An 18,650-nucleotide genomic window follows, 5' to 3' on the forward strand; every position below is an offset into this window, starting at 1 on the left:
TCCAAAATCGGTATTTCGTTTTTAATAATAGCCATACTATCTCTCCGTCAAATTCGAGTTTTCTTTTATTTTGCTCTTTTATTGTACCACACCAAATCTAGATATTCTACCAACATTTATCAAAAATCACCAAACCTCCAAACTATCAATAGCATCGCCTGCATTTCGCCATCTAAAGCAAGTCGAGCCTACTCAAGTGGCTCATCTATTGCCAAAGCATTAAGCGAATTTTGTGAGCAAGGAGTAGTTCTTAATCCATCCTCTACCTTATTACAATCAATCCGTAATATGTAATTCTCAAATGTGGTTATATCAATACTGTTCGTTTGAGGGTTATAGTCTGCATATATCAATCTCATCTTATCAATCCTTTCATAGAAATGTATTATAAGCATTTCATCCAGTCCCAACTGTCACTTTTATAATTTGTTATAAGTTGTTACCAGATTTTCTTTCCCTTGTTTTTTCCCTTATCAGAGGTCATAACCAAGGGTAAAACGATATAACACGATACAAGATGTGACGGAGAGGACACCCATAAAAACTTTAGTATTTTCAAGGGTTTGACGAGATTTTTATAACAAGATATAACAGTTATTAAATCCCTAAAAATACCTCAAGTGAGAATTCAAATTTCCTATTGACATTTGGAAAGGAATCGGCTAGTATATTGGCTGTAACTCAACGGCGGCTCCTGGCTGCCGGAAAACAAAATAAAAAAGTTCGTAGAATATTCAGTTTTATCCCTTATTCAGAGTGATGGAGGTACATAGGACCTGTGAAGTCACGGCAACCCCTGTTAATCGCGGTGCGAGAGGGCAGGAAGGTGCCAGCCTGAGCGAGAAATCGAGCAATAAGAGGATTTGATGGAGTAGCTTTGTCAAGTCCGCTTATGAATGTGAGCGGACTTTTTTTATGCGCGGGATACAGAAAGAGGAGCTGGCAGACAGTGCCGGCGTGCCCTGCGCGCCCCTGAAACCAGAGAGGAGAAAAAATGGAAAAGAGACTTTTTACATCTGAGTCCGTAACAGAGGGACATCCGGATAAAATGTGCGACGCGATCTCTGATGCGATCCTGGACGCACTGATGGAGAAGGACCCCATGAGCCGTGTGGCATGTGAGACCTGCGCCACCACAGGCCTTGTGATGGTCATGGGTGAGATCACCACCAACGCATATGTGGACATCCAGAAGATCGTCCGCGAGACGGTCCGCGAGATCGGCTACGACCGGGCCAAATACGGCTTCGACTGCGATACCTGCGGCGTTGTGGTCGCCATCGACGAGCAGTCCACGGATATTGCCATGGGCGTAAACAAAGCCCTGGAAGCCAGAGAGAAGACCATGACCGAGGATGAGCTGGATGCCATCGGCGCCGGAGACCAGGGTATGATGTTCGGCTTTGCCAGCAACGAGACAGAGGAATATATGCCCTATCCGATCTCCCTGGCCCATAAGCTGACAAGGCAGCTTACCAAGGTGAGAAAGGACGGCACACTTAAATATTTAAGACCCGACGGAAAGAGCCAGGTGACGGTGGAGTACGACGAAAACGGAAAGCCGTACCGTCTGGACGCTGTTGTTTTATCCACCCAGCACGATGATGCTGTGACTCAGGAGCAGATCCATGAGGACATTAAGAAGTATGTGTTCGATCCGGTGCTTCCGGCAGGAATGGTGGACGAAAACACGAAGTTTTATATCAATCCCACAGGCCGTTTCGTGATCGGAGGACCCCACGGCGACAGCGGACTGACTGGAAGAAAGATCATTGTTGACACCTACGGCGGATATGCCCGTCACGGCGGCGGCGCATTCTCCGGTAAGGACTGCACCAAGGTGGACCGTTCCGCAGCTTATGCGGCCCGTTATGTGGCCAAGAACATGGTTGCTGCCGGACTTGCCGATAAGTGTGAGGTCCAGCTTTCCTACGCCATCGGCGTGGCCCATCCCACTTCCATCGAGGTGGATACCTTTGGAACCGGAAAGCTTTCCGATGACAGGCTCGTGGAGATCATCCGCGAACACTTTGACCTCCGCCCGGCCGGGATCATTAAGATGTTAGATCTCCGCCGCCCCATCTACAAGCAGACTGCGGCTTACGGCCATTTCGGAAGGACCGATGTGGATCTGCCGTGGGAGAAGTTAGACAAGGTGGATGTGCTGAAGAAATATCTGTAAGAACAGAATATAGAAGAAAAAGGCTTCTGGAGCCAGCCCCACAGCGGCGTTTGCCGGGGCTGGCTCTCTGTTTTATCTGGGTGCCCCCGCCCATTTCCCTGCCCAGGAAAAAAGCTGCTCCGACATGGCATCAAAGGCAACCGGTCTTCCGCCCTTCAGTTCCATAAAGGTCTGGAGAACGGCGCTTTCCTCTGGGGGCAGGACAGATACCAGATCCGCCATATGCCGTACATAAACTCCGGTCCTCTGGAAGTGGACCGCCTGGAGGACAAAGGAGGCAGATTTATAGAGTCCCTTTAAAATATCCTCACTTTTTTCATAGAGCATATTGTGGACACAGCCGTGGTAGACGCCGCAGGCGCCGGACTTTATGGCCCGGGCTATATCGGCGCTGGTGACAGAGGAGAGCACCTGGTCCAGGCTTCCTCTTATGGGGGTGGTGTCGCGGCAGAACTGGAAAAGCTCCGAGGGCTCCCAGTTTTCCAGCTCCTGTCTTCCGGACAGGAAGCCGCAGATAAGCTCCCGGCAGGGAAGGGTATCCAGCATGGCGTCATAGGTATGGATATCGCTGGCGGAGAGCTGGTCCAGGATCACCACCATATCAATGTCGCTGGCTTCTGTGGCCTCCCCGCGGCCGTAGCTCCCCTGGAGTCCGGCAAACCAGACGCGGTCCGGAAAGGCCTGATCCAGGGCAGCCATATATTTTTTAATAAATTCAGTTATTTCAATCATTTCCGTTAATTCTCTCTTTTCAATTCCGGGAGCCTTTCCCATTCCTTCTGGTAGGCCACGTCTCCATTCTTTATGACAGTCTCCACCAGGTTGATCCCCGTATGGTAGGGCATAAAGTGGATGGACGGGTATTTTAAGATGACCACATCGGCTTTTTTGCCCTTTTCCAGGCTTCCGATGCAATCAGCGCGCCCAAGGGCTGCGGCCCCGTTGATGGTGAGGGCAGTGATCACCTCCTCAATGGACATATTCATATAGATGCAGCCCAGGGCTATGAGAAGGGGGATGCTGTTGGTAAAGCAGCTTCCGGGGTTCAGATCCGAAGCCAGGGCCACGGCACAGCCGGAATCGATCATCTTTCTCGCCGGGGCGAAGGGCTCTTTTAAGCAGAAAGCGGTGGCCGGCAGCAGCGTACTGATGACGCCCGCCTTTGCCATCTGGCGGATCCCCTCGTCGGAGGCCTTTAAAAGGTGGTCAGCGGAATACGCGCCTGTGCGGGCGGCCAGCTCTGCGCCTCCCAGAGAGTTCATTTCATCGGCATGGACCTTCAGCTTGAAGCCCATTTCCTTTGCCCTGGTCAGATAGTATTCAGAATCTTCAATGCCGAACACGCCCTTTTCGCAGAAGATATCGGCAAACTCTGCCAGTCCCTCCTCCTTGACCACAGGCATTACGTCCTGTAAGAGCATATCGATGAATTCCCGCTCCTTTCCCTTATACTGGGGCAGGACGCTGTGGGGGCCCAGGAAGGTAGTCACGATATCCACCGGATGGGAGGCGTCCAGCTCCTTCATGGCCCGGAGCTGCTTTAATTCCGTATTCCGGTCCATGCCGTAGCCGCTTTTTCCCTCAACGGTGGTCACGCCGAACTCCAGCATCCGGTTCATCCGTTCTCTTCCGACAGAAACCAGCTCCTGGATGGAGGCGTCCCTGGTGGGGCCGACGGTGGCGTTGATGCCGCCTCCCCGCTCCATGATGGACATATAGGTGTCGCCCTTTAAGCGCCAGGAAAACTCCTCGGCCCGGTAGCCGCCGAAGATAAAGTGGGTGTGGGAATCCACGAAGCCAGGAAGAACGGTCTTTCCGGAGGCGTCCAGGACCGTATAGCCAGAGGCAGTTTCCGTACATGCGTCAGCCTGACCGGAGCCCTCTTCAAAGCCTGCCAGGAGATCCAGCTCCTCGGTGGTGCCGACGGCAAAGATCCGGTCGTCATGGATCAGAACGCCTCCGTTTTTTATAAGACCGATATCGGCCATTTCCGCGCCTTTTTTGGGAGCGGAGCCCCGGCAGGTCACCAGCTCGGAGGCGCGGCGGATATAAAGTTTTTTCATATAGTCTCCTACTTTCTCTGCAAAGGAACCGCCGGATGCGTTTCCAGGCGGTTCCGGCCTGGGCAGAAGGCTGCTCAGGCCGGGGCAGTATGGTTTATTTACATGCGTTGTTAAATACGCGCTCGATCAGCTCATCGTCGGCGATATAGGGCATCGTGATGGCGTCAGAGCCGGCAAATTTCTTATTATATTCGGCAACGGTCGCAATGGAGTGCTCGTTTCTTGCCCAGCTTCTTCTGGAAACGCCCACCATGGTATCCCACGGGATGGCTTCGCGGATGATCTGGTCCGTGAGCTCGGAGCCGTCTAAGACAAGGCCGAAGCCGCCGTTGATGGCCTTTCCGATGCCGGTGCCGCCGCCGTTGTGGAGAGCCACAAGGGTCATGCCGCGGGCTGCGTTTCCTGCATAGCAGTGGGTCGCCATGTCGGCCGTGAAGTTGGAGCCGTCATAGATATTGGAGGTCTCGCGGTACGGGGAATCCGTTCCGCCGGTATCGTGGTGGTCGCGGCCCAGCATCACCGGTCCGATCTCTCCATTTCTTACCATTTCATTGAATTTTAAAGCGATGTCGCGTCTTCCCAGAGCGTCCTGGTAGAGGATCCGGCACTGGGTCCCCACCACCAGCTGGTTCTTTTCAGCATCACGGATCCAGATCCAGTTGTCCCGGTCCTGGAAGCGGCGGTTGGGATCGATGATCTCCATGGCCGCATGGTCGGTCTTAATAAGGTCCTCATGCTTTCCGGACAGGCAGCACCAGCGGAACGGGCCGTAGCCGTAGTCGAATAACTCCGGTCCCAGGATGTCCTCCACATAGGACGGGAAGATGAAGCCCTCAGAGGTATCCACGCCGTTTTTGGAGATCTCCTTGTTTCCGGCGTCAAATACAGCCTTCATGAAGGCATTGCCGTAATCAAAGAAATAGGAGCCTCTTTCCACCAGAGTCCGGATCATATGGAAGTGGGTGGTCAGGGAACGGTTGACCAGCTCACAGAATTTTTCATGATCATGGTCCAGCATCTCAGTTCTTTCCTCAAAGGTCAGGCCCTGGGGGCAGTAGCCGCCGTCGTAGGGAACGTGACAGGAGGTCTGGTCGGAGAGCAGGTCGATATGGATGTTGTTGTTTACAGCATATTCCAGCAGGTCCACGATATTTCCGTGGAAGGCGATGGACATGGGCTCTTTCTTGTCCATATAGGTCCGGGCTGTACGGAAGGCCTCCTCCGGAGACTCGCAGATCATTTTTACCCAGCCCTGGCTGTGGCGGGTCTCGATCCGGGAGGAATCCACCTCGGCGATGATGCCCACGCCTCCGGCGATCTCGATGGCCTTGGGCTGTGCGCCGCTCATGCCGCCCAGTCCGCTGGTGACGAATAAGTGGCCGGCCAGGTTTCCTTCTGCGGGAACGCCTAAGAACTTACGGCCTGCGTTTAAGATGGTATTGAAGGTACCGTGGACGATGCCCTGGGGGCCGATGTACATCCAGCCTCCGGCTGTCATCTGGCCGTAGGAGGAGCAGCCCATGGCCGTTGCCTTTGCCCAGGTCTCTGGATTATCGCCCTCGCCCACCATAAGGCCGTTGGTGATGACCACTCTGGGGGCCTGCTTATGGGAGTGGAAAAGGCCCAGGGGATGGCCGGACATCACCACAAGGGTCTGCTCGTCGGTGAGGACCTCCAGATATTTTTTCAGGAGCTGGTACTGCATCCAGTTCTGGCATACCTGTCCGGTCTCGCCGTAGGTCACAAGCTCATAAGGATAAAGGGCCACATCATGGTTTAAGTTGTTGTCGATCATTACCTGGAAGGCCTTGCCCTGGACGCAGTTTCCCTTATATTCGTCGATGGGCTTTCCGTAGATCCTTTCCTTTGGCATAAAACGGTATCCGTAGATCCGGCCGCGGGTCAGGAGCTCTTCCATAAATTCGGGGGCCAGAGCCTCGTGGAGCTCCTCGGGCACATAGCGGAGGGCGTTTTTCACTGCCAGCTTCTTTTCATGGTCGGAGAGGGTCAGGTCGCGCATGGGGGCACGGCGGATCCCTTCCTTAAATACAGGATACTCCGGAAGCACCGGATCCAGCTTGATGGTCATGGCAGCGCCGATTTCTTTGTTGGTCATATGCATTCTCATCCTTTCTCTTTATAACAGAAACGTCTTAGTCTTTCTAAAATCTGCGGAACTATTCAGTTACTTAGAGTATATCACCAGAGAGTCAAAAAAACGTCAATAAGCTGGAATAGTTGACAGTTTTTTGGACGTTTTGTATACTTAAAGGCAGAAGAAACCAGCATCCGTGAGGGAACTGCGGCAGTACGGCCGCAAGGGAAAGTGAGGGGATACGGTGAAAAAAATTGAAATACGCCTGTTCGGGACTCCGGCCATCCTGGCAGACGGGGAACCGGTGGGCTTTCCATATAAAAAGGTGGAGGGCTTTCTTTATTATCTCTGTGTGAAAAAGCAGATCACCAGAGAGGAGGCCATCTGTCTTTTATGGGGGGATGAGGATGAGGCCAGCGGAAGGAAAAAGCTCCGGGACGCCATCTACCAGGTACGGAAAAAGCTGGATAAGGACATTATCCTGACTGCGGGCCATACGGGGATCGCCCTGAATCCGGCCTGTCCCGTGTCCATTGACTGGGATCATGTAAAAAAGGGCCATCTGGGAGAGCAAAAGCCGTTCCTGGAATATTTTTACATAAAAAAATGTCTGGAATTTGAAGAGTGGGTCGGCGGGATCCGGGCCATGCAGAGCGAGGAGTCTGTAAAAAATGCCTCTGGGAAATTCCGGGAGGCCAGAGAGAAGGGAGACATGGAGGCGGTCCAGAAATACGGCTCCCTTCTTATAAAAGAGGATCCATATGATGAAGAGATCTATTATGAGCTGATGAGCATTTATGCAGAACATGGCGATTATATCATGGCCATCCGCCTGTACTATGATCTGGAAAAGTGCCTGAAGGAGGAGATGGGGGTGGAGCCGTCCCGGAAGATCCGGGAGCTGTTCCAGCGGGTGTTCCATGTGAAGGAGCATATGAAGGCCGTGGGAGGCCCGGCGGACCTGCCCTTTGTGGGGAGGAAAAAGGAATTATTTTCTGTCAGTGAATTTCTGGAATGGGATCCCTCCGATCCGGTGAACTGCCTGGTGGTGGTGGGAGAGGAGGGAGTCGGAAAAACGGCGTTTCTGGAAAACAGCCTCCGGCTGGCCGCCTCCAGGCAGATGGTGACCTTAAAAAGCTCCTGCTACCGCCAGGGAACGGATTTTTTCCTGAACCCCTGGAGCGATATTTTACAGGAGCTGCGCCAGATCCAGGAAAACGGAGGCCCGGGATTTTTAAAGACCGGGGATGAGGAGCGCCTGTCCATGATCCTTAAGCTGGAAAACGCCGGAGGACCCGACAGCCGCCGTCTCACCTATTCCATGATCGAGCGGGAGATCATGGAACTGTTTTCCGGCCTTGCCCGCCGCTTCCGGGTCCTGCTGGCCTTTGACGATGTCCAGTGGATGGACCGGATGAGCCTCCAGCTTTTAAACCGGCTTCTGGGAAGCGCCTCCGGGGCCGGGACAGCAGTATTGTGTACTTGCAGCAAAAATGGGGAAATGGATGTGATGACATCTCTGGAGCCCCTGGTGCGGGAGGACAGGATCACCGTGGTCCGCCTGGAGCCATTTACAGAGGAAGAGACAGAGGAGATCCTGCGGCGGGAGCTTCCCCAGGTGGCAAAGGAGGCGGGAAAGTGCCGGTCCATCTATAAGACCACCGAGGGGAACGCCTTTTTCCTTCGGGAGATGATCAATCTGATCCGGAAAAAGGGCTTTACCCTGGAAAAATCCGCCAAGACCAATCTGGCCATCCAGACCCGGCTGTCGTCGGTGGGAGCCAGGGAGCGGGAGATCCTGGAATGTATGTCCGTGTTCCCGGAAAAGATCGGCATCGAGGAGCTGGAATATCTGATGAAGGGGACGGACCGGCTGACGCTCTTAAAGCGTCTGGAGAGGCTTTCCGAGGCCTTTCTGATCCAGGAGGTGCTGGTGGGCTGGAACGTGTATTATAAGTTCAGCCACCGCCTGTTCCAGGAATATGTGTATGAAAAGCAGAGTAATGGCAAGACCCTCCAGTACCACCGGATGCTGGCGGAATATTATGGGAGCCAGCCGGACCGGGGCTTCCGGACCCTGGCCCTGGCAGCCTACCACTATGATAAGTGCCATGACCAGGTCCAGGCGTACCGCTATCAGATCTACTATCTGAAGGAATTTTACACGGTCATCAACGAGAATTTCCCGGTGCTCCACAGCCCGATGCCGGAGCAGGGAGACGATTTCGGCGTCATGACCGGGGCGGAGCGGATGCTGGAGCTGGCGGAGCAGGTCATTGGATTAAAGGACGATTCCCCCATGATCCGGCAGATGAAAATGGAAATGCGCTATATCAAGGGACGGTATGAGATCGCCATGGGCGAGTATGACCGGGGAAATTCTGACATTAACTGCAGCATGGCCCTGGCCCTGGGGCTGGGGGACGACGAGGTTTACCTGGCATGCTTAAAACAGCAGATCTTCTGCGGGATCCAGACCGGGAACACAGAGCTGGTGGAGGAGCTGGTGGAGCACGGGCTCCGGTGCCGGGGCGGAGAGAAAAAGGACGAGTATGCCACCCTCATGCGCTTAAAGGGGCTCTGCTATATGCAGAAGGGAAAGTACGATGTGGCGGAGACCATGCTGCTCCAGGCCTTGTCCCTGTTTGAGGAGCTGGACCATGAGATCTACGGCGCGGGCGTGGCGGCCTGCTACAATTATCTGGGAGATGTATACAGGAAGCAGGATCATCTGGACGAGGCCATGGCCTATTATGGCCGCGCCCTGGCGGTGGGCGAGAGCCTGTCCTTTATGAACGGCCTGGGCCAGATCTACTCCAGCATGGGCCAGGTCCACTGTCTCAGAGGCCAGTATAAGGAGGCCATGGCGCTTCTGGAAAAGGCTGTGGAATGCCTGGAACGGAACGGCTACCGCTGGGGCCTGGAACGGGCCGAGGGCTGGCTCGCTCTCACCTGCATAAAGACGGGCGACCTAAAGAGCGCCAGGGAGCATTACAGGAAGGGGAGGGAGATCTCCGATAAGATCCGGAATCCGGAGACGGAACGGCTGCTTTCCGAGGTAGAGAAACGATTGGAGAATCGTCTGACATATTAGCATGATAAAGCGAAAGAGTTTGACGCTTTTTGGACGTTTTTTGTGTATAATGGATCCATATCCGACTGGAACTGGTAAAAATTTCAGCAAAATCACATAAGGAGAGGTAGCATATGCAGAAAGTTGTAATCACAGGCCATGACCTGACCGTGGACCAGATCATCGCCGTATGCCGCGAAGGCGCAGAAGTCGTTTTATCGGATGAGAGCAGAGAAAAGATCCTGGCCTCCAGACAGGTGGTCAACGAGCTGGTGGAGGAGAGAAAGGTCGTATACGGGATCACCACTGGCTTCGGTAAGTTCAGCGATGTGGTCATTTCCCAGGATGAGTGTAAGCTGCTGCAGAAGAACCTGATCATCACCCATGCGGTAGGCGCGGGAGATCCCTTTAAAGAGGACATTGCCAGAGGGATCCTGTTACTTCGTGTCAACAGCCTTTCCAACGGCTTTTCCGGCATCTGCCTGGAGACCGTGGAGACCATGATCGCCATGTTAAATAAGGGTGTGACTCCGTTTATCCCGGAAAAGGGCTCCCTGGGCGCATCCGGAGATCTGGCTCCCCTGTCCCATATGGTCCTTCCCATGATCGGTCTTGGAATGGCCTGGTATAAGGGCGAGCTGCTTCCGGGCGCTGAGGCCATGGAGCGGGCCGGGATCCCGGTGATCGAGCTGTCTGCCAAAGAGGGGCTTGCCTTAAATAACGGGACCCAGGCCATGACCTCTGTGGGTGCCCATGCTCTTCATGACGCCATTACGCTCTTAAAGACCGCCGACATCGCCGCTGCCTTATCCTTTGAGGCCCAGAACGGCGTTGTGGACGCCCTGGATGCAAGAGTCCACCAGGTACGTCCCCATGCAGGCCAGATGGCCACAGCCAGGAACTTATTAAAGCTCCTGGAGGGAAGCAGGAACGCCAGCCGCCAGGGAGAGATCCGCGTACAGGACGCTTATTCCCTGCGCTGCTGTCCGCAGATCCACGGAGCCAGCAAGGATGCGGTCAACTATGTGGGCGGCCGTGTGGACATTGAGATCAACGCCGTTACGGATAACCCGCTGATCTTCAGGGAAGACAGAAGCGGGATCTCTGGAGGAAACTTCCACGGACAGCCCATGGCTTTAAGCTTTGACTTCTTAAAGATCGCAGAATCCGAGCTGGCCGACGTTTCCGAGCGCCGGATCGAACGTCTGGTGAACCCGGCGTACAGCGGCCTTCCTGCATTCCTGACACCCAACGGCGGCGTAAACTCCGGCTTTATGATCGTCCAGTATTCGGCTGCCGCCCTGGTTTCTGAAAATAAAGTCCTGGCCCATCCGGCCAGCGTGGACAGCATCCCGTCTTCCGCAGGCCAGGAAGACCATGTGAGCATGGGGACCATCGCCGCAAGGCAGGCCGGCGAGATCGGCCGCAATGTGCGTCGTGTACTGGCCATGGAGCTGATGGTAGCCTGCCAGGGCATCGACATGAGAGGAAATAAGGGACTTGGAAAGGGGACCCAGGCGGCCTATGATCTTGTCCGCAAATGCGTGGCCCGTCTGGATGAGGACCGGGAGCTTTATGAGGACATCAACTACTGCGAAAAGATCATCGAGGACGGCTCTCTGGTCCGTGCCGTTGAGGAAGCCCTGGGAGCAGAGATCGAGTATTAAATATGAACATGGAGATAAAAAAGATCGGAAGAGATGCATGCCGCGTCTCTTCCTGGTCCGGCGGGACCACCACCGAGCTTTCCATCGCGCCGGAAAACGGGAATTACCAGAGCCGGGACTTTCTGTGGCGCTTAAGCTCCGCCACCGTGGAGCTGGAGGAGAGCACCTTTACGTCTCTCCCGGATTTTGACCGGATCATCCTAACCCTTGAAGGGGAGATGGACATATGCCACGACGGGGGACCATGGATCCATCTGGAGGAGTTTTCGCCCCATCGGTTTGACGGGGCCAGTGAAACTAAAAGCCAGGGACGGGTGACGGACTTTAATCTGATGTTAAGGAAGGGAGCCTGTACAGGGGACCTGGAGGTCCTTTCCGGTTCTGGAAGTGAACAGACAGAGGATGTGTACAGGACCCTGTTCTTTTACTGCCATGAGGGCCGGATGGAGGTCCTGGTTTCTGGACCGGAGCCAGTGATCCTGGATGAAGGCCAGGGGCTTCTGTTGCGGGGAATGCCGTCCGGGAGCCGGATCGCCTATGAGATGAGGCCAGGGACCCGGGCTGTGAAGGCAGAGATCCATGAAAAACATGAAAATGATAAAAATTAAAACAATCACAATAACAGAAAAACTGGAGGATGGGATCAATGGGAAATAAGTTGATCGAATGCGTACCCAATTATAGTGAAGGCCGCGATCTGGAAAAGATCGAAAAGATCGTAGAGTGCTTCCGTGCAAAAAAAGGCGTGCGGCTTCTGGATTACCAGACCGACCCCAACCACAACCGCCTGGTGGTCACTGTGATCGGTGAGCCAGAGCCTCTCCGCGATGCGGTGGTAGCTTCCTTTGGAAGGGCTGTGGAGCTGATCGATATGACGAAGCATGAGGGCCAGCATCCAAGAATGGGAGCCGTGGACGTGGTTCCGTTCATTCCGTGCCGCAATGCGACCCTGGAGGAGGCCGATGCCCTGGCCAAGGAAGTGGCAAAGACCGTGGGCGAGCAGTACGGGATCCCCTGCTTCTTATACGAGTCTTCCGCGACGGCTCCCCACAGAGCGAACCTGGCCAGCATCCGCAAGGGCCAGTTTGAGGGAATGGCAGAGAAGATGCAGGATACAGAAAAATGGGCTCCGGATTTCGGACCGGCCGCTCCCCATCCCACAGCAGGCGTCAGCGCAGTGGGAGCCAGGATGCCGCTGGTGGCCTATAACGTAAATCTGGGCACCGATAATCTGGAGATCGCAAACCAGATCGCAAGACGCGTAAGGAATATCAACGGCGGCTACCATTACATCAAGGCCATCGGCGTGATGCTGGAGGACAGAAATCTGGCCCAGGTATCCATGAACCTGACTGACTATACAAAGACGGCCGTATACCGTGCCTTCGAGGCTGTGAAAATGGAGGCAAAGCGCTACGGCGTTCCGGTGCTGGAAAGCGAGATCGTGGGACTCCTTCCCATGCAGGCTCTGGTGGACTGCGCCGAGTATTATCTCCAGGTGGCAGGCTTTGATCCGTCCCAGATCATGGAAAACCGTCTTTTAGAGGAGGAATAAACCGTGGCAGACTTAAAAAATTTATCTGTGGAAGAATTTGCGGCAGTGACCGGCTCTGACGCTCCGGCTCCAGGCGGAGGAAGTGTTGCGGCCTTAGCCGGAGGTCTGGGAGCCGCTCTGGCGGAAATGGTGGCGAACCTGACCATCGGGAAAGCGAAATATGCAGATGTGGAAGAGGAGATGAAGGGCCTGGCGGCAGAGGGAGCGGCTCTCAGAAAAGAGCTGATCGATTCCATCCAGAAGGATACGGAATCCTTCACCGCGTATATGAACGCCCTGGGTATGCCGAAAAATACCGATGAAGAAAAGGCGGCCAGAAAAGAGGCCATGCAGAACGGCTTAAAGGAGGCCGCAGAGGTGCCTCTGGCAGTTGCAGAAACGGCCCTTAAGATCTTCCATGTGGCTGGGGCTGTGGTGGAGCGAGGCAATGCCAACGCCGTTACAGACGGTCTGGTGGCTTCCATGATGGCCAGGACCGCGGTCCTCAGCGCCCTCCTTAACGTAAAGATCAACCTGGGCTCCATCAAGGACGAGGAATTTGTGGCCCGTATGGCGGCAAAGGTGGCAGAGCTTGAAAAGGCGGCCATGGACGGTGAAAAGGCGGTCATGGAGCTTTCCGCACTGACCAGGGATCTGGTGTAAAAAATACGAATATTAAAAAAATTGGAGACCCCGGGCGCTTTTTCCGCGTTCCGGGGCCTTCTTTCTGCCATTTTTTATAATAGTTTTATAAATAAGGTGGGAAAGTATGGTATAATAAAAAAAACATGTGAAAAAGGGGGAGCGGCGTTTATGAAGATCCGTACAAAGCTTGCCATCGCATTCCTCACCATCACAGTCGTTCCCATCACGCTGATCTATATGGCCATCATCGGGCTCAACAATTACCAGGCCAGGGTATTCAGCGAGACCTACGGCGTTTCAGAGGATGTGGATCTGTTTTCCGGCGCATCCATCCGGGTCTTCAGCCACTTAACGGAGTCCATCCAGAAGGAGATCGATAAGGTACTGGAGTCGGATACGGGGAAGTTCAGCAATGAGACGTACCTGGCGGATCTGAACGGGAGGCTTTCCATGAAGCACTCGTTCCTGGTGGTGCGGAAGGCGGAGGATCTGCTCTTTGTGGGCGATACAGCCACTGTGGAGGAGCTGAAGCAGGAGTTTTTCGGTTACGAGGACGCAGCAGCCCCGTCGTCCTGGAGAAATTTCCTGGACAAGGATACGGAGCACCTTTTAAAGATCCGGGAGTTCACCTTTCCGGACGGAGATGACGGCGGCGTCTATCTGGTGACCAATGTAATGGATATGGTACCGGAGGCCAAGTCCATGATCTTTGAGATGCTGGTCACCAGCGTAATGATCCTGTTCATCACAGGGGCGGTGCTGACGGTCTGGGTATACCAGTCCATTCTCCGGCCCATTGGAAAGCTCCAGGAAGCCACCAAGAAGATCCGGGATGGAAACCTGGACTTTACCCTGGAGGTGGAGGATGACGATGAGATCGGACAGCTCTGCCAGAATTTTGAGGAAATGCGGATCCGGTTAAAGGAGAGCACGGAGGAAAAGGTCCAGTACGATAAGGAAAGCAAGGAGCTGATCAGCAATATCTCCCATGATCTGAAGACTCCCATCACGGCCATCAAGGGGTATGTGGAGGGGATCATGGACGGCGTGGCCTCATCGCCGGAAAAGCTGGACAAATATATACGTACCATCTACCATAAGGCTAACGACATGGACCGGCTCATCGACGAGCTGACGTTTTATTCCAAGATCGACACCAACAAGATCCCCTATACGTTTTCCAGGATCAATGTGGCCAACTACTTCCGGGACTGCATCGACGAGGTGGGCCTGGAGCTGGAGGCCAGGGGCGTGGAGCTGGGATATTTCAATTATGTGGATGAGGACGTATACGTCATCGCCGATGCCGAGCAGATGAAGCGGGTCATCAACAATATTATTGGAAATTCCTTGAAATACATGGACAAGAAAAAAGGGATCATCAATATCCGGATCCTGGATGTGGGTGATTTCGTCCAGGTGGAGATCGAGGACAACGGAAAGGGCATCGGTCCCAGAGAGCTGCCGTATATCTTTGACCGGTTCTACCGGACGGATTCCTCAAGAAATTCAGCCAAGGGAGGAAGCGGCATCGGACTTTCCATCGTAAAGAAGATCGTGGAGGACCATGGAGGCAGGATCTGGGCCACCAGTAAAGAAGGGATCGGCACAGAGATCCATTTTGTACTGAGGAAGACAAGCGTGTAAAAGGAGAAGGTTATGAGCAGAATTTTGATCGTAGAAGACGAAGAGAGTATTGCGGAGCTGGAGAAGGATTATCTGGAGCTTTCGGGCTTTGAGGTGGAGATCGAGAACGACGGGGAATCCGGGCTTAAGAGAGCCCTGGAGGAGGAATTTGATCTTTTCATCCTGGATCTGATGCTGCCCGGCGTGGACGGCTTTGAGATCTGCAAGAGGATCCGGGAAAATAAGAACACCCCGATCATTATGGTGTCGGCCAAGAAGGACGACATCGACAAGATCCGCGGTCTGGGCCTGGGAGCCGACGATTATATCACAAAGCCCTTCAGCCCCAGCGAGATGGTGGCCCGGGTAAAGGCCCATATGTCCCGGTATGAGCGCCTCATCGGCAGCGGGATGCCGGCCAACGATATCATCGAGATCCGGGGCCTTAAGATCGACAAAACAGCCAGACGGGTCTATGTAAATGGGGAGGAAAAGAATTTTACCACCAAGGAATTTGATCTTCTGACCTTCCTGGCCCAGAATCCCAACCATGTGTTCACCAAGGAGGAGCTGTTCTCCAAGATCTGGGATATGGAGTCCATCGGCGATATCGCCACGGTCACGGTGCATATCAAAAAGATCCGTGAGAAGATCGAGATGAATACAGCCAAGCCCCAGTATATCGAGACGATCTGGGGCGTGGGGTATCGGTTTAAGGTATAAATACAGTTTAAAGACAGGATTTCCTTGTATTTGCAGGGAGATCCTGTTTTATATGGAAAAGTGTTCTGACAGAGCGGAGATTTTCTGCGTGAGCATAAAACAAGTTCATGCAAACTTATTGGAAAATTCACGTTTTCGTGATATGATGGTTTTTATGCAAGGAGGGATTCACTATGGCTATAACCTATAAAAAATTATTTCACCTTCTGATTGATAAAGGTATGACCAATGCCGAGTTGATGGAGAAGGCAGGTTTTAGTGCCAATATTATTACACGTATCAAACGGGACAATTATATTTCACTTGATAGTATTGAGAAGATTTGCAAAACTCTCAACTGTGGCGTTGACGATATTCTGGAATTTATACCTGATAAAAAGGAGAACGGGAACAATGGTTGATATAAAGAAAGAACAAGAGCGTGATGAGCTGCACCGTGCGATATGGGCAATCGCTGATGAGCTCCGTGGCGCCGTGGACGGTTGGGATTTCAAGAACTATGTTCTTGGCACGATGTTTTACAGGTATATTTCCGAAAATCTGACCAATTACATTAACTCCGGAGAACAGGATGCCGGTGATACTGATTTTGATTATGCCAAAATATCCGATGCCGGAGCAGAGGAAGCCCGTGAGGGACTGGTTGAAGAAAAAGGATTTTTCATTCTGCCGTCTGAACTATTCTGCAATGTAAATCTCAAAGCCGACAATGACGAAAATCTGAATGAAACCCTGGAGCGTGTGTTCAACCATATTGAAACATCCGCAAAAGGTTCTTCCTCTGAAAGCAGCTTTGCCGGACTGTTCGACGATTTTGATGTGAACAGCAACAAGCTCGGTTCTACCGTTGCAAAGAGAAACGAGCGCCTTGCAAAACTTCTGCATGGTGTAGCTGATATGAACCTTGGCGATGTGAAAGACCATGATATTGATGCCTTTGGCGATGCTTATGAATATCTGATGACCATGTACGCATCTGGAGCAGGGAAATCCGGCGGTGAGTTCTTTACCCCTGCCGATGTTTCCGAATTGCTTACCAGACTCGGCACGGTGGGCAAAACTGAAATCAACAAAGTTTATGACCCTGCGTGTGGATCTGGCTCGCTGCTTCTGAAAGCGGAAAAGGTTCTCGGCAAGGATGCCGTCAGAAATGGCTTCTACGGACAGGAAATCAACATCACTACTTACAATCTCTGCCGTATCAATATGTTCCTGCATGATGTTGGCTTTGATAAGTTCGATATTGCCTGCGAAGATACTTTGACAGCACCGCAGCATTGGGACGATGAACCGTTTGAGCTGATTGTTTCCAATCCCCCTTATTCTATCAAATGGGCTGGCGATGATAACCCTCTGCTGATCAACGACCCTCGTTTCTCTCCGGCTGGCGTTCTCGCACCGAAGTCCAAAGCCGACCTTGCATTTATCATGCACTCCCTTTCCTGGCTTGCATCCAATGGCACGGCGGCGATTGTCTGCTTCCCCGGTATTATGTACCGTGGTGGTGCGGAGCAGAAAATCAGAAAGTATCTGATTGATAATAACTTCATCGACTGCATCATCCAGTTGCCGGGCAATCTGTTCTTCGGAACTTCCATTGCTACCTGCATTATGGTTCTGAAGAAAGGGAAAGCCGACAACAAAACCCTGTTTATTGATGCTGCGGGCGAGTGCATCAAGGTCACGAACAACAATAAGCTGACACAGGAAAATATTGAAAGAATTGTGGAGACCTTTGCAAATCGAACCGAGGAGCCACATTTCTCCCATCTGGCAGGCTATGGGGAAATCGCAGAAAATGACTATAACCTTTCCGTATCTGCATATGTGGAAGCAGAGGACACCAGTGAGAAAATAGATATTGTAAAGCTCAATGCAGAAATCAAAGAAATTGTAGCTCGTGAGCAGGTGCTCCGTGATGAAATTGATAAGATCATTGCAGAAATCGAGGTGGGCGTATGAGTGGTGAATTTCAGTTTTTAATATACCAGTCTTCCGAGGAAGATGTTTCGGTAAATGCGGTAATTCGTGATGAAACAATTTGGCTGACGCAAAAATCCATGGCGGAATTATTTGATGTAGATGTACCTGCGATTTCCAAGCACCTGACTAATATATATGCTGACGGAGAGTTGATGAAAGATTCAACTATTTCCAAAATGGAAATAGTTCAACAAGAAGGTACCCGCCATGTAAAAAGAGAGCAGAATTTTTATAATCTGGACGCTATTATTTCCGTTGGTTATCGTGTTAATTCCCGTAGGGCAACACAGTTCAGGATTTGGGCAACAAGCGTCTTAAAAGAGTATATGATCAAGGGCTTTGCAATGGACGATGATCGCTTAAAGCAAGGGAAAACAGTGTTTGGCAGGGACTACTTCCGTGAATTGCTGGAAAGAGTCCGTTCTATCCGTGCCAGCGAGCGTCGCATTTGGCAGCAAATCACGGATATTTTTGCTGAATGCAGTATCGACTATGATAAGAATGCACAGATTACCCATGACTTTTATGCAATGGTACAGAATAAATTTCATTATGCTATCGTAGGGCAGACTGCGGCAGAAATTGTGTATACTAAAGCAGACAGGACCAAAGAAAATATGGGACTGACAACATGGAAAAATGCACCGGAAGGTCGTATTTTGAAATCTGATGTAGTGGTTGCGAAAAACTATCTGGAGGAAAAGCAGATTCGCCAGCTGGAACGAGCCGTAACCGGATATTTTGACTATATCGAAGACCTGATAGAGAGAGAAAATACTTTTACCATGGAGGAATTTGCTGCCAGTGTGAATGAATTTCTGGCATTCCGAAGATATGATATTCTGCGTGACAAGGGAAAAATCTCCGGTAAAATGGCAAAAGAAAAGGCTGCTGTTGAATATGCAGAATTTAATAAGACACAAAAAATCACTTCTGATTTTGATAAGGCGGTCAAACGGATGTTGAAGGCAGGTGATCAGGAATGAACAGGCTGGATGAACTGATTCAAGAGTACTGCCCGGATGGGGTGGGATATAAAACGCTTGGCGAAATCGCAAC

Annotated in this window: 14 protein-coding genes, 1 pseudogene and 1 riboswitch; of the genes and pseudogenes, 11 read left to right on the top strand and 4 right to left on the bottom strand. The window is 52.3% G+C overall.

The window, feature by feature from the left end; translation table 11 throughout:
* Positions 1-126: 126 nt before the first annotated feature.
* A pseudogene (locus WIH05_RS06860) lies at positions 127-359 on the bottom strand (DUF6061 family protein).
* Between the two features lie 385 nt (positions 360-744).
* Positions 745-860: riboswitch (SAM riboswitch) on the top strand.
* A gap of 134 nt (positions 861-994) precedes the next feature.
* Here WIH05_RS06860 and metK point away from each other — a divergent pair.
* Positions 995-2,182 (top strand): methionine adenosyltransferase, encoded by a 1,188-nt coding sequence (gene metK, locus WIH05_RS06865; protein ID WP_022273272.1) that lies wholly within the window; start codon positions 995-997, stop codon positions 2,180-2,182.
* 72 nt (positions 2,183-2,254) lie between these two features.
* On the opposite strand, the gene WIH05_RS06870 is transcribed toward metK, so the two are convergent.
* From WIH05_RS06870 to WIH05_RS06880, 3 genes are all read right to left on the bottom strand, one after another.
* Positions 2,255-2,914 (bottom strand): nucleotidyltransferase domain-containing protein, encoded by a 660-nt coding sequence (locus WIH05_RS06870; RefSeq protein WP_022273271.1) that lies wholly within the window; start codon positions 2,912-2,914, stop codon positions 2,255-2,257.
* Positions 2,915-2,919: 5 nt separating this feature from the next.
* Entirely contained in the window at positions 2,920-4,245 is a 1,326-nt protein-coding gene (hutI, locus tag WIH05_RS06875) for an imidazolonepropionase (RefSeq protein WP_022273270.1), read from the bottom strand.
* A gap of 94 nt (positions 4,246-4,339) precedes the next feature.
* Positions 4,340-6,361 carry a urocanate hydratase gene (locus WIH05_RS06880; protein ID WP_337425165.1) on the bottom strand — a complete coding sequence of 674 codons (2,022 nt, stop codon included), beginning with the start codon at positions 6,359-6,361 and terminating at the stop codon, positions 4,340-4,342.
* Positions 6,362-6,584: 223 nt separating this feature from the next.
* On the opposite strand from WIH05_RS06880, the gene WIH05_RS06885 reads away from it, so the two are divergent.
* The 10 genes from WIH05_RS06885 (at position 6,585) to WIH05_RS06930 (ending at position 18,577) form a co-directional block, all read left to right on the top strand.
* On the top strand, positions 6,585-9,434 hold the full coding sequence (locus tag WIH05_RS06885) for a tetratricopeptide repeat protein (RefSeq protein ID WP_022273268.1): 2,850 nt from the start codon (positions 6,585-6,587) through the stop codon (positions 9,432-9,434).
* Between the two features lie 113 nt (positions 9,435-9,547).
* On the top strand, positions 9,548-11,080 hold the full coding sequence (gene hutH, locus WIH05_RS06890; RefSeq protein ID WP_337425166.1) for a histidine ammonia-lyase: 1,533 nt from the start codon (positions 9,548-9,550) through the stop codon (positions 11,078-11,080).
* Positions 11,081-11,082: 2 nt separating this feature from the next.
* Positions 11,083-11,688: a HutD family protein gene (locus tag WIH05_RS06895; protein WP_215655017.1), complete on the top strand. Its 606-nt coding sequence runs from the start codon at positions 11,083-11,085 to the stop codon at positions 11,686-11,688.
* A 38-nt stretch (positions 11,689-11,726) separates the two neighbouring features.
* The gene (gene ftcD, locus WIH05_RS06900; RefSeq protein ID WP_022273265.1) at positions 11,727-12,635 is read left to right on the top strand and encodes a glutamate formimidoyltransferase; all 909 of its coding nucleotides are present in this window, start codon (positions 11,727-11,729) and stop codon (positions 12,633-12,635) included.
* Positions 12,636-12,638: 3 nt separating this feature from the next.
* Positions 12,639-13,277, top strand: coding sequence for a cyclodeaminase/cyclohydrolase family protein (locus WIH05_RS06905; RefSeq protein ID WP_022273264.1), 639 nt, complete (start codon positions 12,639-12,641; stop codon positions 13,275-13,277).
* A 150-nt stretch (positions 13,278-13,427) separates the two neighbouring features.
* Positions 13,428-14,906, top strand: a complete 1,479-nt coding sequence (locus WIH05_RS06910) for a HAMP domain-containing sensor histidine kinase (RefSeq protein ID WP_022273263.1) — start codon at positions 13,428-13,430, stop codon at positions 14,904-14,906.
* Positions 14,907-14,918: 12 nt separating this feature from the next.
* Positions 14,919-15,608 carry a response regulator transcription factor gene (locus tag WIH05_RS06915; protein WP_022273262.1) on the top strand — a complete coding sequence of 230 codons (690 nt, stop codon included), beginning with the start codon at positions 14,919-14,921 and terminating at the stop codon, positions 15,606-15,608.
* Positions 15,609-15,781: 173 nt separating this feature from the next.
* Positions 15,782-16,009: a helix-turn-helix transcriptional regulator gene (locus tag WIH05_RS06920; protein ID WP_022273261.1), complete on the top strand. Its 228-nt coding sequence runs from the start codon at positions 15,782-15,784 to the stop codon at positions 16,007-16,009.
* A complete protein-coding gene (locus WIH05_RS06925) occupies positions 16,002-17,570 on the top strand; it encodes a type I restriction-modification system subunit M (RefSeq protein ID WP_022273260.1) in 1,569 nt (522 codons plus the stop codon). The genes WIH05_RS06920 and WIH05_RS06925 overlap by 8 nt, the downstream gene beginning before the upstream one ends.
* Positions 17,567-18,577, top strand: a complete 1,011-nt coding sequence (locus tag WIH05_RS06930; RefSeq protein WP_022273259.1) for a virulence RhuM family protein — start codon at positions 17,567-17,569, stop codon at positions 18,575-18,577. The genes WIH05_RS06925 and WIH05_RS06930 overlap by 4 nt, the downstream gene beginning before the upstream one ends.
* Positions 18,578-18,650 lie beyond the last annotated feature (73 nt).

Origin of the sequence: Alitiscatomonas sp. (assembly GCF_037242085.1) — a bacterium.
GTDB classification, from domain to species: Bacteria; Bacillota; Clostridia; order Lachnospirales; family Lachnospiraceae; genus Alitiscatomonas; species Alitiscatomonas aceti.